The 16,009-nt window shown below is 43.8% G+C and carries 14 protein-coding genes, 1 pseudogene and 1 riboswitch; of the genes and pseudogenes, 9 read left to right on the top strand and 6 right to left on the bottom strand.

What is annotated here, in order from left to right; translation table 11 throughout:
• Positions 1 to 59: 59 nt before the first annotated feature.
• From V7L12_RS07405 to xylB, 3 genes are all read left to right on the top strand, one after another.
• On the top strand, positions 60 to 440 hold the full coding sequence (locus V7L12_RS07405) for a transposase (protein ID WP_335083470.1): 381 nt from the start codon (positions 60 to 62) through the stop codon (positions 438 to 440).
• Positions 441 to 492: 52 nt separating this feature from the next.
• On the top strand, positions 493 to 861 hold the full coding sequence (locus V7L12_RS07410) for a transposase (protein ID WP_335083472.1): 369 nt from the start codon (positions 493 to 495) through the stop codon (positions 859 to 861).
• 335 nt (positions 862 to 1,196) lie between these two features.
• The gene (gene xylB / locus V7L12_RS07415; RefSeq protein ID WP_335083474.1) at positions 1,197 to 2,684 is read left to right on the top strand and encodes a xylulokinase; all 1,488 of its coding nucleotides are present in this window, start codon (positions 1,197 to 1,199) and stop codon (positions 2,682 to 2,684) included.
• 267 nt (positions 2,685 to 2,951) lie between these two features.
• On the opposite strand, the pseudogene V7L12_RS07420 reads toward xylB, so the two are convergent.
• A pseudogene (locus V7L12_RS07420) lies at positions 2,952 to 3,075 on the bottom strand (DUF4351 domain-containing protein); the annotation flags it as partial.
• 75 nt (positions 3,076 to 3,150) lie between these two features.
• Positions 3,151 to 3,726 (bottom strand): hypothetical protein, encoded by a 576-nt coding sequence (locus V7L12_RS07425; RefSeq protein ID WP_335083475.1) that lies wholly within the window; start codon positions 3,724 to 3,726, stop codon positions 3,151 to 3,153.
• A gap of 333 nt (positions 3,727 to 4,059) precedes the next feature.
• Between V7L12_RS07425 and V7L12_RS07430 the strand changes: the two genes are divergently transcribed.
• Positions 4,060 to 6,048 carry a S8 family serine peptidase gene (locus tag V7L12_RS07430; RefSeq protein ID WP_335083476.1) on the top strand — a complete coding sequence of 663 codons (1,989 nt, stop codon included), beginning with the start codon at positions 4,060 to 4,062 and terminating at the stop codon, positions 6,046 to 6,048.
• Positions 6,049 to 6,148: 100 nt separating this feature from the next.
• Here V7L12_RS07430 and V7L12_RS07435 read toward each other — a convergent pair whose 3' ends face one another.
• Positions 6,149 to 7,696 (bottom strand): FAD-binding domain-containing protein, encoded by a 1,548-nt coding sequence (locus tag V7L12_RS07435; RefSeq protein WP_335083477.1) that lies wholly within the window; start codon positions 7,694 to 7,696, stop codon positions 6,149 to 6,151.
• A 67-nt stretch (positions 7,697 to 7,763) separates the two neighbouring features.
• On the opposite strand from V7L12_RS07435, the gene V7L12_RS07440 reads away from it, so the two are divergent.
• Both V7L12_RS07440 and V7L12_RS07445 read left to right on the top strand, forming a co-directional pair.
• On the top strand, positions 7,764 to 8,261 hold the full coding sequence (locus tag V7L12_RS07440; protein WP_334817455.1) for a hypothetical protein: 498 nt from the start codon (positions 7,764 to 7,766) through the stop codon (positions 8,259 to 8,261).
• A gap of 694 nt (positions 8,262 to 8,955) precedes the next feature.
• Positions 8,956 to 9,315, top strand: a complete 360-nt coding sequence (locus tag V7L12_RS07445; RefSeq protein ID WP_334817453.1) for a hypothetical protein — start codon at positions 8,956 to 8,958, stop codon at positions 9,313 to 9,315.
• A 258-nt stretch (positions 9,316 to 9,573) separates the two neighbouring features.
• On the opposite strand, the gene thiC is transcribed toward V7L12_RS07445, so the two are convergent.
• The 3 genes from thiC to V7L12_RS07460 form a co-directional block, all read right to left on the bottom strand.
• Positions 9,574 to 10,947, bottom strand: a complete 1,374-nt coding sequence (thiC, locus tag V7L12_RS07450) for a phosphomethylpyrimidine synthase (protein ID WP_334817451.1) — start codon at positions 10,945 to 10,947, stop codon at positions 9,574 to 9,576.
• Positions 10,948 to 10,954: 7 nt separating this feature from the next.
• Positions 10,955 to 11,051, bottom strand: a riboswitch (TPP riboswitch).
• Positions 11,052 to 11,137: 86 nt separating this feature from the next.
• Positions 11,138 to 12,130 (bottom strand): 2-hydroxyacid dehydrogenase, encoded by a 993-nt coding sequence (locus V7L12_RS07455; protein ID WP_335083479.1) that lies wholly within the window; start codon positions 12,128 to 12,130, stop codon positions 11,138 to 11,140.
• A gap of 353 nt (positions 12,131 to 12,483) precedes the next feature.
• Positions 12,484 to 12,612, bottom strand: coding sequence for a hypothetical protein (locus tag V7L12_RS07460; RefSeq protein WP_335083481.1), 129 nt, complete (start codon positions 12,610 to 12,612; stop codon positions 12,484 to 12,486).
• 617 nt (positions 12,613 to 13,229) lie between these two features.
• Between V7L12_RS07460 and V7L12_RS07465 the strand changes: the two genes are divergently transcribed.
• The 3 genes from V7L12_RS07465 to V7L12_RS07475 all read left to right on the top strand — a co-directional run bounded on the left by V7L12_RS07465 (position 13,230) and on the right by V7L12_RS07475 (position 15,938).
• On the top strand, positions 13,230 to 14,381 hold the full coding sequence (locus tag V7L12_RS07465; protein ID WP_334817445.1) for a glycosyltransferase: 1,152 nt from the start codon (positions 13,230 to 13,232) through the stop codon (positions 14,379 to 14,381).
• Positions 14,382 to 14,543: 162 nt separating this feature from the next.
• Entirely contained in the window at positions 14,544 to 14,738 is a 195-nt protein-coding gene (locus V7L12_RS07470; RefSeq protein ID WP_335083483.1) for a hypothetical protein, read from the top strand.
• Between the two features lie 609 nt (positions 14,739 to 15,347).
• Positions 15,348 to 15,938, top strand: a complete 591-nt coding sequence (locus V7L12_RS07475; RefSeq protein ID WP_335083485.1) for an rRNA large subunit pseudouridine synthase E — start codon at positions 15,348 to 15,350, stop codon at positions 15,936 to 15,938.
• The last annotated feature ends 71 nt before the right edge of the window (positions 15,939 to 16,009 follow it).

A 16,009-nucleotide genomic window follows, 5' to 3' on the forward strand; every position in this document is an offset into this window, starting at 1 on the left:
GGTTATCAGTCCAGTTCAGTACACTTAGGAGAAAGCAATTCTACTGATAACTGGTCGCTATGAAAGCTTACTCTCTCGACTTGCGTCAGAAAGTTGTTGATGCTTATGCCTGCGGTGACATTTCCCAACGAAAACTGGCTAAAAACTTTGGCGTCACCTTAAGTTTTGTCCAAAATTTACTCAAACGCCATCGTGAATTGGGCACGATCAGCGCCAAGGTGCGTACTGAGCAGACGCCAACAAAGTTGAATGCCGAACAGATCGAAATCCTGGGTCAACTCGTCGCAGCACAGCCCGATGCGACGTTAAGCGAATTGCGGGAACGACTTTACGAGAAAACAGAGGTGTTAATTGGGGTGGCGACGGTGAATCGGATGGTTCGTCGGAAACTCAACCTAAACCTCAAAAAAAAGTCTCCACCCTACGAAAAAAGGCACTGATGAAGTCCAACTGGCTCGATTTGAGTACTGGAAACTCTTAAGGGGGATACCCGTGGAAAATCTGATTTTCTTAGATGAATCGGGGGTTAATTTGTCCTTCATTCGCAAATATGCCCGCGCCCTACCAGGGGAACGGGCCTATGCTCCAAAGCCAAATCGCAAAGGGAGAAATGTCTCGGTGATTGGTGCCATTAGCTTGAAGGGATTGCTCACCCAGTGGAGTGGCTTAGGTTCTATTGATGCTTTGACTTTTGATGCCTTCATCGCTCAAAAGCTCGTACCCAAACTAAGTCCTGGTGCAGTAGTGATCATGGATAACTGCTCGATTCATAAAAGTGATGAACTTGAAGCCTTGTTTACCGCCGCAGGAGCTCGCCTCATTTATCTCCCCCCCTACTCCCCCGATTTTTCACAAGCGTGAGAACTGTTGGTCTAAGATTAAAAACATTCTCCGTCGCATCGGTGCAAGGACGTATCCTGATTTACTCAAGGCATTAGATGCGGCATTTGCAGAAGTGACGATAGAAAATTTACTGGGTTGGTTTACTCACTGCTGCTACTGTACTTCAGAAGACTGATAACCGCTATAGCTATTTTGAGTGGTTTCTGAACTAGGCTTGATTTTTTAGCGACATAGCATTATGTCAACACTTTCTACTAGACTGGCGCTCTAGTTATAAAAATCAGAGTATGGTCTTAAATATATGCAAACTGCTGTAAGATTGCTGATTTAGGATTAAGAATTTGGAGGGACAATTGACTGATATCGTAGTTGGTTTAGACTTGGGTACAGGAGGAGTACGAGCGATCGCAGTTAATCTGCAAGGGCAAATTATCGCTCAGTCAACCAGAAGCTATCCTCTGTTAACTCCACAACCCGGTTGGACGGAACAAAACTCATCGAATTGGGTGGAAGCCAGTTTGGATGCTCTGTTCGATGTTACTCAACAGCTAGACGGATACCGAACGATTGCCCTCGGTTTATCTGGACAAATGCATGGCATGGTTCCTCTCGACGCGGATGGCAAAGCAATTAGACCGGCAATTTTGTGGAACGATCAGCGCACGGGTAAAGCTGTTGTTGAGATTGAAGCCACTATTCCCCGTCAGGAGTTAATCCAGCGCACTGGAAATCCGGCAATTACAGGGTTTCAACTACCAAAGCTTCTATGGTTGCGGACTGAAGAACCACAAGCCTACTCTCGGTTGTGGCAAATTCTTTTACCAAAAGATTATCTGGGATATGTGCTAACAGGTGAAGCAGTGACAGAACCATCTGATGCGTCTGGTGTTGGCTGTCTGAATCTGGCAAATCGGCAATGGGATACAGATATTCTCCATGCTCTTGATATCAATCCAGCGTTGTTCCCCCCAGTCATTGAATCTACCGCGATCGCTGGACGCCTAAAATCAGAAATAGCTGCTCGTGTGGGATTACCTGTAGGATTACCTGTAATCGCAGGTGGAGGTGACAATGCCGCAGCAGCCATCGGTTTGGGCATTTCATCAAGCAACCTGAACCGGGGTAGTTTGAGTATTGGCACATCGGGAGTTATTTTTGCACCGTGCGTAGGCGTAGCCCGTGGTAGACATCGCCCAGTTCCCGATCCCGAAGGTCGGGTACATTTGTTCTGTCATGTAGATGGTGGCTATCATCTGCTGGGAGTAACGCTGGCGGCTGGTGGTTCTCTGCGTTGGTATCGAGATACATTTGCCCCGCATATATCCTACACCGATTTGATGGATATGGCAGAGCGATCGCAGCCTGGTGCGCGTGGTATTCTATTTCTACCCCACCTTGCAGGAGAACGTAGTCCCCACCTCGATCCAGAGACTCGTGGTGCTTTCGTGAATTTGTCATTAACTCATACGCAAGCAGATATAACTCGCGCCGTGCTGGAGGGGGTTGCATTTAGCTTGCGGTCAGCATTGGAGGTAATTAGTGCGATCGCTCCCCTCGATCAACTCTTAGCAACGGGTGGAGGCGCACGTTCTCACATCTGGTTGCAAATTTTGGCAGATGTTTTGCAAACAAAACTCATTGCTCCCAAAGCTGAAGAAGGAGCTGCTTACGGAGCAGCTATTTTGGCAATGGTGGGGATTGGTGTTTACCCCAATTTAGCAGCTGCACTCAAGATTTTACCGCAGGATAGTAATGTAGTACAGCCGCAGGCAAATTCTTTGTATGAAGCAGGGTTTAAGCGCTACAAGCTACTTTACGATACCTTGAAAGCTGTGCGTTGATAATTAAAGTATCTTAAAGTTAGAGTGAGATAATATCATCTCCGCATAATTAGTTATGATTCCCCTAGTTATTACACCCCACACGCCAGGTGCTTCAAGTCGGCAGAGCCGACGACAGTCGCCTCAAGTCGGGAAACCCGCCCACGGCGCTGTCTCCCCAACGCACTGGCTCCCCTTAATCCCCTCCCCGCTCTTCGGGAGGGGAGACGAAGCGTAGCTTTGGCGGGGTGGGGTTCTTCGGGTTTAAGAAGTAATCAAGCGGACATGATATAAAACATCGATTTCTCGAACTTCTCCCGCCACACGACTAGAACCTTGCACTTCTCCATCAGGTTTTAGTAATTCTTTCAAATAGTATGAGAGCAAATTGGTCATGGATAAATTTAGTCATTCAACCAAAAAAGTTTATTTAGCTAACGAATTGACGATCGTCCCACTTACTTTTACCAGATGTATAATTTGTAATTTATCTAAAACCTCTTTCCATAAGCATTTGAGGTTCGACATTCTCAACATTAGCGATCGCTTCTAACTGAGAAATCCCAGCGATTGCATCAACAATATTACCTGATTGGGCACGTAACCAAGCGGTATGAGGCGCATAAGAAAGGCTTTGTGCAACTTTGTAACCCGCTCGATTAATTGCCTCGTGCTGCGACTCCACATCAACGCCTTCAGCAAAGCGGATAAAAACCAGTCCAGTTGGTACTGCTACAGAACCATTAGATTCTAATCTATAAACCGGACTCAATATACCCTGTTCTGATTGATTGGGTTCGCCTGAAAAAACTGCGATTGCACCGCCGTTAAGTTGGAAAATTGCTCCTATTGCCACAGTGCTGGGTTGATTGTAATGTACTGCATAGTACCCAGGTTTACGAATGTAAGATACAGCAGTGCGTAGGCGTAGCCCGTCGTAGGCATCGCTACCAACGCGAATTTGTTCAGGATACTCAGAAAAGTAGTCTTTTTGAAATCTCACTTCACCAATCAGGGGTAGAGAGTACACCTGTAGAAAATACTCAACCGGAAAATAAAACATATTTCTCAAGTTCTAATGATGTTATAGCGTTTTTCAGTGGTATGAAATACATTCTTTTCATCGTGATTCACAGTTATACGCCCCTACTGATCGTGAAGATTCTTAAAACAACCTGATTTTGAATCCCCTCTTTTCTGGAAAGACTAATCAAAGGTTTGTATGAACTTAGATAGATTAAATTCTGTCTCGTAATACACATATAACACATGAAATCAGAAGCATCCATAAAGTAAACGTCAGCCTACGATGGGTGCAGCAAGCTTTAAAAGTAAGGCATAATACGGTTTCCCAATGCTCAATTCCCAATTTTCAAAACATTTAGGAGATTAAACAATGGTTCAGGTTCGCTATGGTGGACAGAATGGCCAACAATATGAATTTGCTATCAGTAACGAACACGTTGTAGTGCGTACCGAAAGCCGCAGCACTCTTGTTGGTGCAAGATCCTTTGAAGTCGCACCTGTATCACCCATAGCTCGTAGCATCCTCAATCAATTTGAGTTAAAAACACGGTTTCGGCAAGCGGGTGTAGAAATTTTGCAAGCAAAAGTTCCGAATCAGGGTGTGGCTTTGCGCGATCGCGCTCGTGAAATTCTCAACAATGAGTCCGAAGTCCAATTTGCCGGACGTGTCTTAATCGATCCAGTATCCCAACAAGCTGTAGTTTATACTGAAAACCTTTTTATTAAATTTGATAGCGAAGAAGAGTCAAGGGTCTGCCAAGAGGTTTTAAGACGTTACAACTTAACAATTAAACGCCAACTTGAATACGCACGAAATGCTTATTTTGTCAGTGCGCCTGCAAATACTGGCATAGCCGTCTTTGACATTGCCGAGAGACTTCTAAATGAAGAATCAGTTGAACTGTGCCATCCTGAACTAGCACGTGAGTCACGCCAACGTCAGGTTTTCCCGCAGCAGTGGCACTTAAAACAAACAACAATTAACGGTAAGATCATTAACGCCCATGCCAACGTTGAAGCCGCTTGGAAGTTGAGCAATGGCACTGGGACAATTATTGCAATTATCGACGATGGTGTGGATCTCGATCATGAAGAGTTCCGTTCCTCTGGCAAGATTGTTGCCCCGCGTGATGTCACACGTAAAACGAACAATCCCAGACCGGGAAATGATAATAACCACGGTACATCCTGTGCAGGAGTAGCTTGTGGAAACGGCAACTTTGGGGCATCTGGTGTGGCACCGGGTGCAAAACTCATGCCGATTCGTCTAGCTTCGGCGCTGGGGTCACAAGATGAAGCAGATGCTTTTGTTTGGGCGGCTCAAAATGGTGCTGATGTTATTTCTTGTAGCTGGGGCCCAGCAGATGGTACTTGGTTTGAGCCAGACGATCCTGCACACAAGCAAAAAGTACCTTTGCCTGATTCCACACGACTTGCTATAGACTTTGCAATCAATAAAGGACGCAATGGCAAGGGGTGTGTAATTTTATTCGCAGCTGGCAATGGTAACGAAAGCGTCGATAACGACGGCTACGCCAGCTACCAAAAGGTGATTGCGGTGGCAGCTTGTAACGACTACGGTACCAGAAGCGCTTACAGTGATTTTGGTCAGGCAGTTTGGTGCGCCTTCCCCAGCAACAATGGTGACAGTTCTCAAACCACGGGAATTTGGACAACTGATCGCTCTGGTGTACTTGGTTATAATTCGGGTAATCGAAATCTGGGTGAAGCTTTAGGCAATTATACGAACGAATTTGGCGGAACTTCTAGTTCCTGTCCAGGTGCAGCAGGTGTAGCAGCCTTGATTTTTGCCAGAAACCCAAATCTGCGTTGGGATGAAGTGCGAGACATTATAAAACGCTCCTGCGATCGCATCGATTCAGCCGGAGGTAAATATGATGCCAATGGTCGCAGCCCCTTCTACGGTTACGGTCGAATCAATGCTCTGAAAGCTGTAGAATTAGCCAAGCCTGCTCAAACATCGCCCATTAGTATTTTCCAGGCAGTGCAAGATATCCCAATTAACGACTTGCAAACATCAACATTGTCGGTGGCGATCGCTAATACTACCCTCCTAAAATCCATCAAAGTTAATGTAGATATCGAGCATACGTATATTGGGGATCTTATCGTTACTCTTCTTCCCCCGGTGCAAATAGGCATACTTCCCATAGTTCTGCACGATCGCCAGGGCGGAGCTACAGATAATATTAAAACAACTTATGACGAGGTAAACACCCTTCAACTTGCTGCCTTTAAAGGTAAAAGTCCCCAAGGAACCTGGACTCTGGAAGTTGCAGATAAAGCTGAGGGAGATACAGGAAAGATTCGCAGTTTGACCATTGAAATTGGATTTTAGGCGTTGCATAAATGCGGGATGAATCAGTTAAACACAAGTATTTCTCTATACCGCCAGTTTAGGCTTTATTTGGGCTTAATTTTTGTCTAAGTCCCGTTAACTACTCTAGTTCTGCCTCTAATTCCTTGAATTCTTTGTACTGTCTATCTTTGTGCTGCCAGTATTTATTGACTGTTTCTTTAGCTGCAACTGCACTTTCATATTCTGTTCCACCCTGGAGAGTTAACCTTTCTCTTACTTTTTTCCGAAGGTCAGAGATGATTTTACCGTTAGTTTTGCGGGTTTTAGCCCAATCTAAAATAGTTTGTGGATAAGAACTAGTGCCAATATATTTACCTTGAATAATTTCTGGTAGACTGTACCCTTTTAGTTCGCTTATCCAATAGTAAATAAATTTGAGGTCTGGGTCTTTTTCCTGAATATTCTTATTTGGGTTATATATGCGAAAAGTATCACTTAAGGGATTAGTAACACCTGATTGCATCTGCCACTGCCAATTATCAATTGCTAAATCTCCATCTACTAAATAGTTCATATAATGTTTAGCCCCGTGATGCCAGGAAATACCACAGTTGATAGTTAAAAATGTGGCACACATTGCCCTCATGCGAAAGTTCATCCAACCCATAGTTTTTAGTTGTCGCATACTGGCATCTACGAGAGGAAAGCCTGTTAACCCTTCAAGCCATGCCTGAAACAGTTCTTGCTTTTGTGATGGTAGCTCTAGGGGCGTATACCATTCATCAAATTCCGGGTAGCGGTTTTGATAAGCTATTTCTGGATAAAAATAAAGACGTTGTGTAAAACTATCGTGCCAGCGTAGGCGGTCACGATATGCTTTTAAGGAAAATTCTGCCTTGGGCTGATTTGTAAGTTCTGCTGCCCTTACCTTAGTCTCTTGGTAAACAATGCGAGTTGAAATTGTACCAAAAGTCAGATGTGGTGATAAATGCGATGTTGCTCCTTGCTGTGCTAACCAAGGGCGTGAAAGTTTCCAATGATAGCCATTAAATCTACTTTTAAGAAATGAATTTAATGTACTTTGTGCCTGTGTTTCTCCACCAATAAAATATACCTGTTCTGTTTGACAAAAGGCTGAATACTTTTGTTTTAATTCTGTAAATGTCAGATAGGGAATATTTAGAGACAGTGACGGAGTATTAATACTAGTAGGTTTTGGGTAAATAGGTTGTCTTTGGTATGTGTAATACTCGTTATACCAATGCTCACGTTTATCTTCCAATTGTAAAAAATTATTTAACCCCATGTGATAATTAAGATTTAGCTGTTGATAAAAATGAACAATAGCCTTGTCTCGACTAACACCATACTCAACTTGTACATCACGATTAAAGTAGAGTTTTGGTCTATGCCCCTGCTGTGTTAATTGTTGAGTTAATTCTTGTATAATTTTTACAGAATCACCTTCAAATAATATTAATTTGCTGCCTAATTTTTGTAAATTGCTATCTAGATTCTCTAAAGACTCAAACAAAAACCGCACCCGTGCTTTACCTACATCAACCCATTGATAAAACCAAGGGTCGATGATAAAGAATGCTAAAACTGTAGCATTATTAGCAGACGCTAAAGCAACAATTTCATTGTCAGTCAAACGTAAATCTCGACGAAACCACAGAAGGTGCATAAATTAATTTTCTATATCAATCAATAATACAATTGTACTAAATAATTTTAATGGTAGAACTAAAACTATGACCTACGTCTACAGTATGGATGACGCGGTGCAGGTAGCTAAACAAGCTGCTGCTGACATTGAGGCGTGGTTGTGGTCAAAGCCAGAAACTATTAATGTTGTTAATGTTGAGGATGACCAAGACTATCAACGCAGAGATATTGACCTCATCTGGACAACGCACAGTGGCGAAATCTTAATTGAGATTAAGGGCGATAGGTGGAATAAAACTCGTAACTTGTTCTTCGAGACACACAGCAACCTAGAGAAGGGAACCCCCGGCTGCTTTCTCTATACCGAGGCAGACTGGCTGTTTTATTACTTTGTCAATACGCGGCTTTTGTATCGGTTGCCGATGCCAAAAACGCGGGAGTGGTTTCACATCACCATGCGGCGGTTTCGGGAGCGCTCGACTACAACACCAGTGGGGAATAGCTATTACACCACTGTGGGGCGACTCGTGCCGATTACTACGGTGATGATGGAAGTGGCAGGGGTGAAGATGGAGCAGCTGTAGGGGGGGAGGGGGCGATCGCACTGTGTAATAAATCCCTTCTAAGAATCTCTAAGATAAGGGGTAAGCATATAAGTGAAAAAGAGCGAAATTAACTTGCAGGCTCATGTAGGCAGGTTGAAAGCAGAGGGGATAGGGGTAGTAGGAAACCTTAGCAAGGGGAAGGCTAGGGTGGGGTATTTTTAATGCTCTGTTAAATAACCACATATTACTGAGCAAAAATCAAAATATTCTTCCCTGTAGGAACTTTCGTCTTGACGTTTCCGTGTTACGCGCAGTCTGTAGGAGCTTCCGCTTTCACGTTTCCGTGTTTCGCGCAGCCTGTAGCAGCTTCCGCCTTCACGTTTCCGTGTTACGCGCAGCCTGTAGCAGCTTCCGCTTTCACGTTTCCGTGTTACGCGCAGCCTGTAGCAGCTTCCGCCTTCACGTTTCCCTGTTACGCGCAGCCTGTAACAGCTTCCGCCTTCACGTTATCAGAAACAGACTTGTGTTACAGCATCTTCCCTTAAATAGAACAGGCTTTTGAGGTACAGCACTGCTGTGCTTCAACAATAAATATGGTTTCAATTGGCAAAAAATGTTGTATGGGATTTAAATTTTAGGCTTTTTTAGAAAAATCAACAATTTCACGTATGACAACTTTTTCAACAATTGTCCACTATAGAGTTATCAGGAATTCAGAAAATGAGTATTAATTATGGCAAGGTCAAAACGCAATTCACGTACTCTTGGCAAAGCTGAACTACGTCTAGCAAGCATTAAATCTATTAGTCCAACTCTCGATGTCGGAGAGAGCTTAACAGTCAAAGATTATACTGAAAAAATCGAAAGTCTCCGTCAATCTTTAGAAGCATACAATACTACGCTCTCCACTATTGATGTCTTACTAACCCAGATCGTTGAAAATGAACAAGATTTGGCAGACTATTCTGAGAAAATTTTGCGTGGTATTGCTTATAAATATGGTAATAATAGCCATGAGTATCAGATGGCTGGAGGTATTCGTAAAAGCGACCGCAAGCGTGCTGTGCGTCAAAGCCTGGTTTTACCGAAGTAAGTAGGCGCGATTAAATGTGATCGCATAGATTACCAACCAGAATTACTGATTTAGCTTTGATTGGGGAGCGATAGCAATTGGATTACTCTTGTAGGAAGTAAAAGTGCGATCGCAAAACCTAACCTGATATTTTGAGAGAAGCAAAACCATTTTGTCTCATTCCCAGTCTCCGACTGGGAATGAGGTTTTAAAAGAGTTTTAACTTATAGTTGATACCAGTTACAGCGGTTTTCCGACTTTTGCAAGAGGTCTAATCTGTTAGCTTTGAGTCACAGCCTCTTTCGCCAAGAACTTCTCTAATTCTGTCAGCGCATCAGCATCAACCTTAGTTTGCATTGGGCAGAACTTAGGCCCACACATCGAACAAAACTCAGCAGTTTTATAAATATCTGCTGGCAGAGTTTCATCGTGATATTCCTTGGCTCTTTCTGGATCGAGTGATAATTCAAACTGACGGTTCCAATCGAAGTTGTAACGCGCCTTGGAAAGTTCATCATCTCTATCCCTTGCACCAGGGCGATGTCTAGCAATATCAGCCGCATGAGCTGCTATTTTATAGGCAATCAACCCATTTCGCACATCTTCGGCATTTGGTAGACCCAAATGTTCTTTAGGTGTTACATAACACAGCATTGCAGTACCGTACCATCCAGCCATTGCGGCTCCAATAGCTGAAGTGATGTGGTCATAACCGGGAGCAATGTCTGTTACCAATGGCCCCAAAACATAGAAAGGTGCTTCTGAACACTCTTCCATCTGCTTACGGACGTTGAACTCAATTTGATCCATTGGCACGTGTCCAGGCCCTTCCACCATCACCTGTACATCATCTTCCCAGGCTTTGCGAGTTAGCTGTCCGAGGGTTTTCAATTCAGCTAATTGTGCTTCATCTGAGGCATCATGGGTGCAGCCGGGACGTAGGGAATCTCCTAAACTGAAGGAGACATCGTACTTTTTAAAAATCTCAATAATGTCTTGGAAGTGGGTATAAAGCGGGTTTTGTTTGTGGTGATGTAGCATCCACCGCGCCAAAATCCCGCCGCCGCGAGAGACAATACCAGTGAGCCGGTTTCTCACCAAAGGCAAATGCTCAAGCAAAATCCCTGCGTGGATAGTTTGATAGTCTACTCCTTGCTGGGCGTGCTTTTCGATGATATGGAGAAAATCATCAGCAGTCAGATTCTCGATTGTGCCGTGGACGCTTTCTAAAGCTTGGTACACTGGCACTGTACCAATGGGAACAGGTGAAGCCTTGATGATTGCGGTACGAATTTCATCCAAGTTACCGCCACCTGTGGACAAATCCATCACGGTATCAGCGCCATACTTCACGGACAGATTCAGCTTATCAACTTCTTCTTGAAGATTAGAAGAGTTGGGGGAAGCGCCGATATTAGCATTTACCTTACATCTAGAGGCGATGCCAATAGCCATCGGCTCTAAATTAGTGTGATTAATATTAGCGGGGATAATCATTCGTCCCCGCGCTACTTCCTCACGAATGAGATCGGCCGGGAGATTTTCCCGTTTGGCGACGTAGTGCATTTCTTCGGTGATAACACCTTGGCGGGCGTAATGCATTTGAGATACATTAACCTGCCCACGTCGTTTAGCAACCCATTCAGTCCGCATATTGTAATTCCTCAATAAACAGCTTCCCTCCGCTGGTATTACCCAGACTCAGGTGTTAAGGGTGTGATCTCAGCCTGGTTATTTAGGCACCCCTAGCATGGATGTAGTGTACCATCTTGGTGATGTCTGGGGGCAAAAGTGTTAATAATTTATGAGGTAACACAATTTGGGATTTGAGATTGCTAAAGGTTTAGGCGCGAATTTCATTTGCACAAGAATGACCCTGTTCAACATCGGTAATATTAGCAAAAGTTGTTTCTGCAATATTGTAGAGAGCTTCTGCTGTAAAAAAGGCTTGATGTCCAGTAATGAGTACATTGGGGAACGTTGTCAGACGCTGGAAAATATCATCTTGAATAATTTCCCCAGACAAATCCTCAAAGAACAATTCCGATTCTTGTTCGTAGACATCTACACCAAGATAGCCAATTTTACCAGACTTCAATCCCTCAATCACAGCTTGGGTATCAATCAGCGCTCCTCGGCTAGTATTAATTAGCATCACACCTGGCTTAATCTGTTTTATAGCCTCAGTGTTAATCAAGTGATGGGTTTCGAGAGTCAGGGGGCAATGCAGGGAGATAATATCGGAATTGGCAAATAGCTCAGGTAGTTCTACATACTTTCCACCTAGCGCCTCCAATTCGGGATTGCGATAAACGTCATAGGCGAGTAGGTGACAGCCAAACCCCTTCATAATCTGTCCTAAAATCAGACCGATTTTGCCAGTGCCGACAATTCCCACTGTGCGCTCGTGCAAATTAAATCCCAACAGTCCATCTAAAGAAAAATTGCCTTCTCGGACACGGTTATAGGCACGATGAATTTTGCGATTTAAGCTCAAAATCAATCCTACGGCGTGTTCTGCTACCCCATAAGGTGAATAGGCGGGAACACGCACAACAGTAATTCCTAAATCTGCTGTGGCTTGTAAGTCTACATTGTTAAACCCTGCACAGCGAAGCACAACCAGACGAGTTCCCCCTGAGGCGAGAATCTCTAAAGTTGGGGCATCAACCTGGTCATGGACAAATACACAAACCGCCGGAAATCCGGCAGCAAGGATAGCCGTATCCCGATTTAAACGGGGTTCAAAAAACACTAATTCGTGTTGGATGGGAGAATTTGCAGCTGACAAAAACTGCCGATCGTAGGCTTTTGTACTGAAAACTGCTACTTTCATGCAAAACCTCAGACTTTATGTATGCTGCACGGTGTTCGAGTAGATAATACCTTGACGTTTAGAAAAGCGATGTCTACAACGAGCGTAGCTGCGGCATTTTAAACTTTTTTTCATCGATACTCTAGCAATGCCAGTTACAGCTATTTTCAGGTAAATAGACCACGCGGTAGGGGCGCAAGGCCTTGCGCCCCTACAACAGATGTGGTTCAAATACATGAAAACTGCTGTAAATAAGCGATCGCACTCCAGCAATCTCCATAAAAAGCTTTTAACGACCAGGTATGATGGGGCGATCGCCTTTCTCAAACCTGACTCATGATTGTTGTAAAGCAGCAGGAGCAGGATTCTTAGCATCATAAACAACAAACAATCACATTAGTTAGTAAGCGTCCGGCGGGAACTAAAATTTTACCGTTAGCAGCAAAGGCTTTCAATGCACCACCATCTAAATTCATTGCTTGGTGACAGCCGATTGCTTTCATTGCTTGCACTTCTTGCTGTAAAGTTAATCCACTATCGAACTCTTATACCCAATGACCAATGCCCAATACTTCGACTCCCTTCTCTACGAGAGGCTGCGCCAACGACTACCAAGAGGGCAAGTCACTCAGTACAAGTGCCCAATGAGCAATGACCGAATGGCACTAAGAAAAGCTATAAGCTCTAGTGCATAAGCATTACAGACATTTATGCTATTAAGCAGTGAATGGATCGAATGGCGCGAAGACTCATGTGAAACCTCGCTTTTGTCAGGGTGTTGGGGGTAGGGTGTTGGGTGTAGTGTTTAAGACAACTGAATGCGAGTATGTCACATCCTACAACATCTTTTTAATTCCCCACAACCTACACCCAAAAGCCAGGAATACCAGGAATTTACGGTTTTCTTAGTGCCATTCGACTCTTAGAGCAAGTTCAAAAAATAAAATCACCAACAAATAGGAATGATAATTATTATGATGGGATGGGATAGAAATACTATCCGTAAAGGAATTAGAGAATTAACTAGTGGCATAATTTGTGTAGATAATTATTCAGTAAGAGGGCGTTATGTAGATGTGTGGGGCGGTTTTGCCAAAGTCATTTTTGAAGAGGTCACTGGATGACAAGAATAGATTTGATTTTTTATAGTGGTGGTGGTGGACACCGCAGCACTGCAAATGCTTTGTCCCAAGTCATCAAGAAGCAACAGCCGAACTGGCAACCTAAGCTAGTCAATATTGAAGAAATTGAAAATATAGAACATGCGGATATGTTCTACAGAATGACTGGTAAGAGTGGAAATGATATCTACAACCTGGTACTAAAAAAAGGCTGGACATTCCTCATTCCATTATTTCCATTACTTCGGACTTTGGCAAAGGCAAACATTCGTCAAAATTCTTCTGAGCTGATAGCTCTGCTTGAAAGTCACTGGCGGAAGAATCAGCCGGATTTAGTAGTATCCTGCATTCCATTTTATAACCGAGTACTCAGGGAAAGCTTACAAAAAGCAATACCCACAACACCCTTCGTCACTATTCTTACGGATTTTGCGGATTCTCCTCCTCATTTCTGGATAGAACCACAGGAGCAATTCTTAATCTGTCCTACTGAACAGGCAGTCGAACAAGCGCGCGCGTTGGAGCATCAGGAAAAGCGAATCTTCCGCACATCAGGATTGGTCATTAATCCCCGGTTCTACGATCCCATTACTGTTGATCGCCGAAGCGAAAGACAACGCTTGGATCTAGATCCAGATTTGCCCACTGGATTGGTTCTGTTTGGCGGTTATGGCTCTAAGGTTATACTCGAAATTGCCCAACGTCTGGAATGTTTTCAAGACAAGCTCCAACTCATTTTTCTTTGCGGGCGAAATGAAGAGTTAGCTTCAGCACTCCGTCAAAGTCAAGGTTTTCAGAAGCGGTTTGTCACTACCTTTACTGAAGACATTCCTTATTATATGCATCTTGCCGATTTTTTTATTGGTAAGCCAGGACCTGGTAGCCTCACCGAGGCTACAGCGATGAAGTTACCTGTGATTACAGAACGCAATCCCTTCACTATGAGTCAGGAAAGACTCTCTTGTGAATGGATAACGGATAAAGAACTCGGGATTGTAATTTCTAATTTTCACAATATCGAGCGGGCTGTCGAAAAGCTAATTCAACCAGAAAACTATTCTCACTACCGGGCTAATCTCAACACCCTTAATAACCAGGCTGTATTTGAAACAGTTGATATTTTGGAAAAAATTTTGAAAGCTCCTATTTAAGTAAGGATTCAGGTTAACTGGAGTTTAGACTAAAAGCAGGCGATCGTTAACAAAGGAGTGTACGTGTCGTTAGTATAAAATTTTTAGAGGGACAGTCTGCGGTTAACACAGACTCCCAACGCCTGTAGATGAGAGAAGAACCACAAACTCTCACCTGCCAATATGAAACTTGCCAAACTTGAAGAATTTCGTCAAGCCGCTTATGAGCATTTAGGTAGAGCGCATGATGTGACCTTTGAACTGACGGATGCAATATTGCTGACTCGTAACGCCTACAGTTTGGCAGATTTATCGCTATCACCAGTATTTAGACGTAAGTGGCCAAGCATCTACGTTAGCGAAGCGGGGCGCTCTTAGCGCACGGCATTACAAGATAGCAGACCACAGCGACAAAAATTGATGCAGTTAGTTATATATCAAACAGATGCCAATGCAGAGCCGTGCGTTGTTAGCAGGCGACCACACTGCCTGGTCGCGCTGCGGTCACTCTACAGGAGAGGACAATTGAACACAGCAGCGCCACAGTACCTGGAAATAAACCGATTACTATTGGTCAGGGATATAGCACCGAATGGCACTAAGATAAGCTCTAAGCTATGAGGAATAAGGGTTACAGCTTTTAATGCCATTGAGCAGTAATCAGATGATATCGTGTTCGGCTAATTAGTTATAATTCCCGAATGTTATGCAGAAAGCACAAAAACCCCTCCCCTCCGTACCTCTGCACCTCCGCCCCTCTGAGGTCTTAATGATAAGTCTTTAAGCGCACATAATATGAGTGAGAGTCAGGCGATCGCTAACTGTGATTTACAGACGCAGCGAAATTTATGGGGCATCAAGGAGAGATGTTTCAAAAATAGGAACGGCATGAATTACGTAAACAATTACAAACTGCTTAATTGATAAGCGTTTCCGCTTTTCTTAGTGCCATTCGATCAATGACCAATGACAAATGACCAATGACAAATGACTAATCATTACCGATATATTATTTTTTACAAACCCTATGGCGTTCTCAGTCAGTTTACAAAAGATGCCCCCACACATAGCACCTTAAAAGATTATATTGATGTGTCTGATGTGTATCCTGTGGGACGCTTAGACTGGGATAGTGAAGGATTACTGCTGTTAACGAACGATGGACAATTGCAACATCGCCTCGCCCATCCGCGTTTTGGTCATAAACGTACTTACTGGGTACAGGTAGAGCGAATTCCAGATGCAGAAGCTATCAAAAGGTTGCAAACAGGTGTGGAAATTCAAGATTACCGCACTCAACCAGCAGAAGTTAAGCTATTACCAGAAGAACCACAGTTACCCGAACGCACCCCACCAATTAGATTTCGCAAAAATGTACCGACAGCTTGGCTGGAAATGACTTTGACAGAGGGAAAAAACCGCCAAGTACGTCGTATGACTGCGGCTGTCGGGTTTCCGACTTTGCGACTGGTCAGGGTTAGTATAGCTCACCTACAATTAGATGACCTACAATTGGGACAATGGCGCGACCTTACCGCCTCTGAACTAGATAATTTGGCGTTGCATAATAGGGTATGAACATAGGGTGCTAAAACATGAATTGTCCTGACTGTGGCTCTAAAAACATCCGTAAGAATGGGATAAAAAGA

The organism is Nostoc sp. (genome assembly GCF_036918245.1).
Classification (GTDB): domain Bacteria; phylum Cyanobacteriota; class Cyanobacteriia; order Cyanobacteriales; family Nostocaceae; genus Nostoc.

Coding starts and splice junctions, on each gene's coding strand:
- V7L12_RS07475 (WP_335083485.1), top strand. CDS start 15,348: ATGACTAATCATTACCGATATATTATTTTTTACAAACCCTATGGCGTT.
- V7L12_RS07405 (WP_335083470.1), top strand. CDS start 60: ATGAAAGCTTACTCTCTCGACTTGCGTCAGAAAGTTGTTGATGCTTAT.
- V7L12_RS07470 (WP_335083483.1), top strand. CDS start 14,544: ATGAAACTTGCCAAACTTGAAGAATTTCGTCAAGCCGCTTATGAGCAT.
- V7L12_RS07425 (WP_335083475.1), bottom strand. CDS start 3,726: ATGTTTTATTTTCCGGTTGAGTATTTTCTACAGGTGTACTCTCTACCC.
- V7L12_RS07430 (WP_335083476.1), top strand. CDS start 4,060: ATGGTTCAGGTTCGCTATGGTGGACAGAATGGCCAACAATATGAATTT.
- V7L12_RS07455 (WP_335083479.1), bottom strand. CDS start 12,130: ATGAAAGTAGCAGTTTTCAGTACAAAAGCCTACGATCGGCAGTTTTTG.
- V7L12_RS07435 (WP_335083477.1), bottom strand. CDS start 7,696: ATGCACCTTCTGTGGTTTCGTCGAGATTTACGTTTGACTGACAATGAA.
- V7L12_RS07445 (WP_334817453.1), top strand. CDS start 8,956: ATGGCAAGGTCAAAACGCAATTCACGTACTCTTGGCAAAGCTGAACTA.
- V7L12_RS07460 (WP_335083481.1), bottom strand. CDS start 12,612: ATGAAAGCAATCGGCTGTCACCAAGCAATGAATTTAGATGGTGGTGCA.
- thiC (WP_334817451.1), bottom strand. CDS start 10,947: ATGCGGACTGAATGGGTTGCTAAACGACGTGGGCAGGTTAATGTATCT.
- V7L12_RS07440 (WP_334817455.1), top strand. CDS start 7,764: ATGACCTACGTCTACAGTATGGATGACGCGGTGCAGGTAGCTAAACAA.
- V7L12_RS07465 (WP_334817445.1), top strand. CDS start 13,230: ATGACAAGAATAGATTTGATTTTTTATAGTGGTGGTGGTGGACACCGC.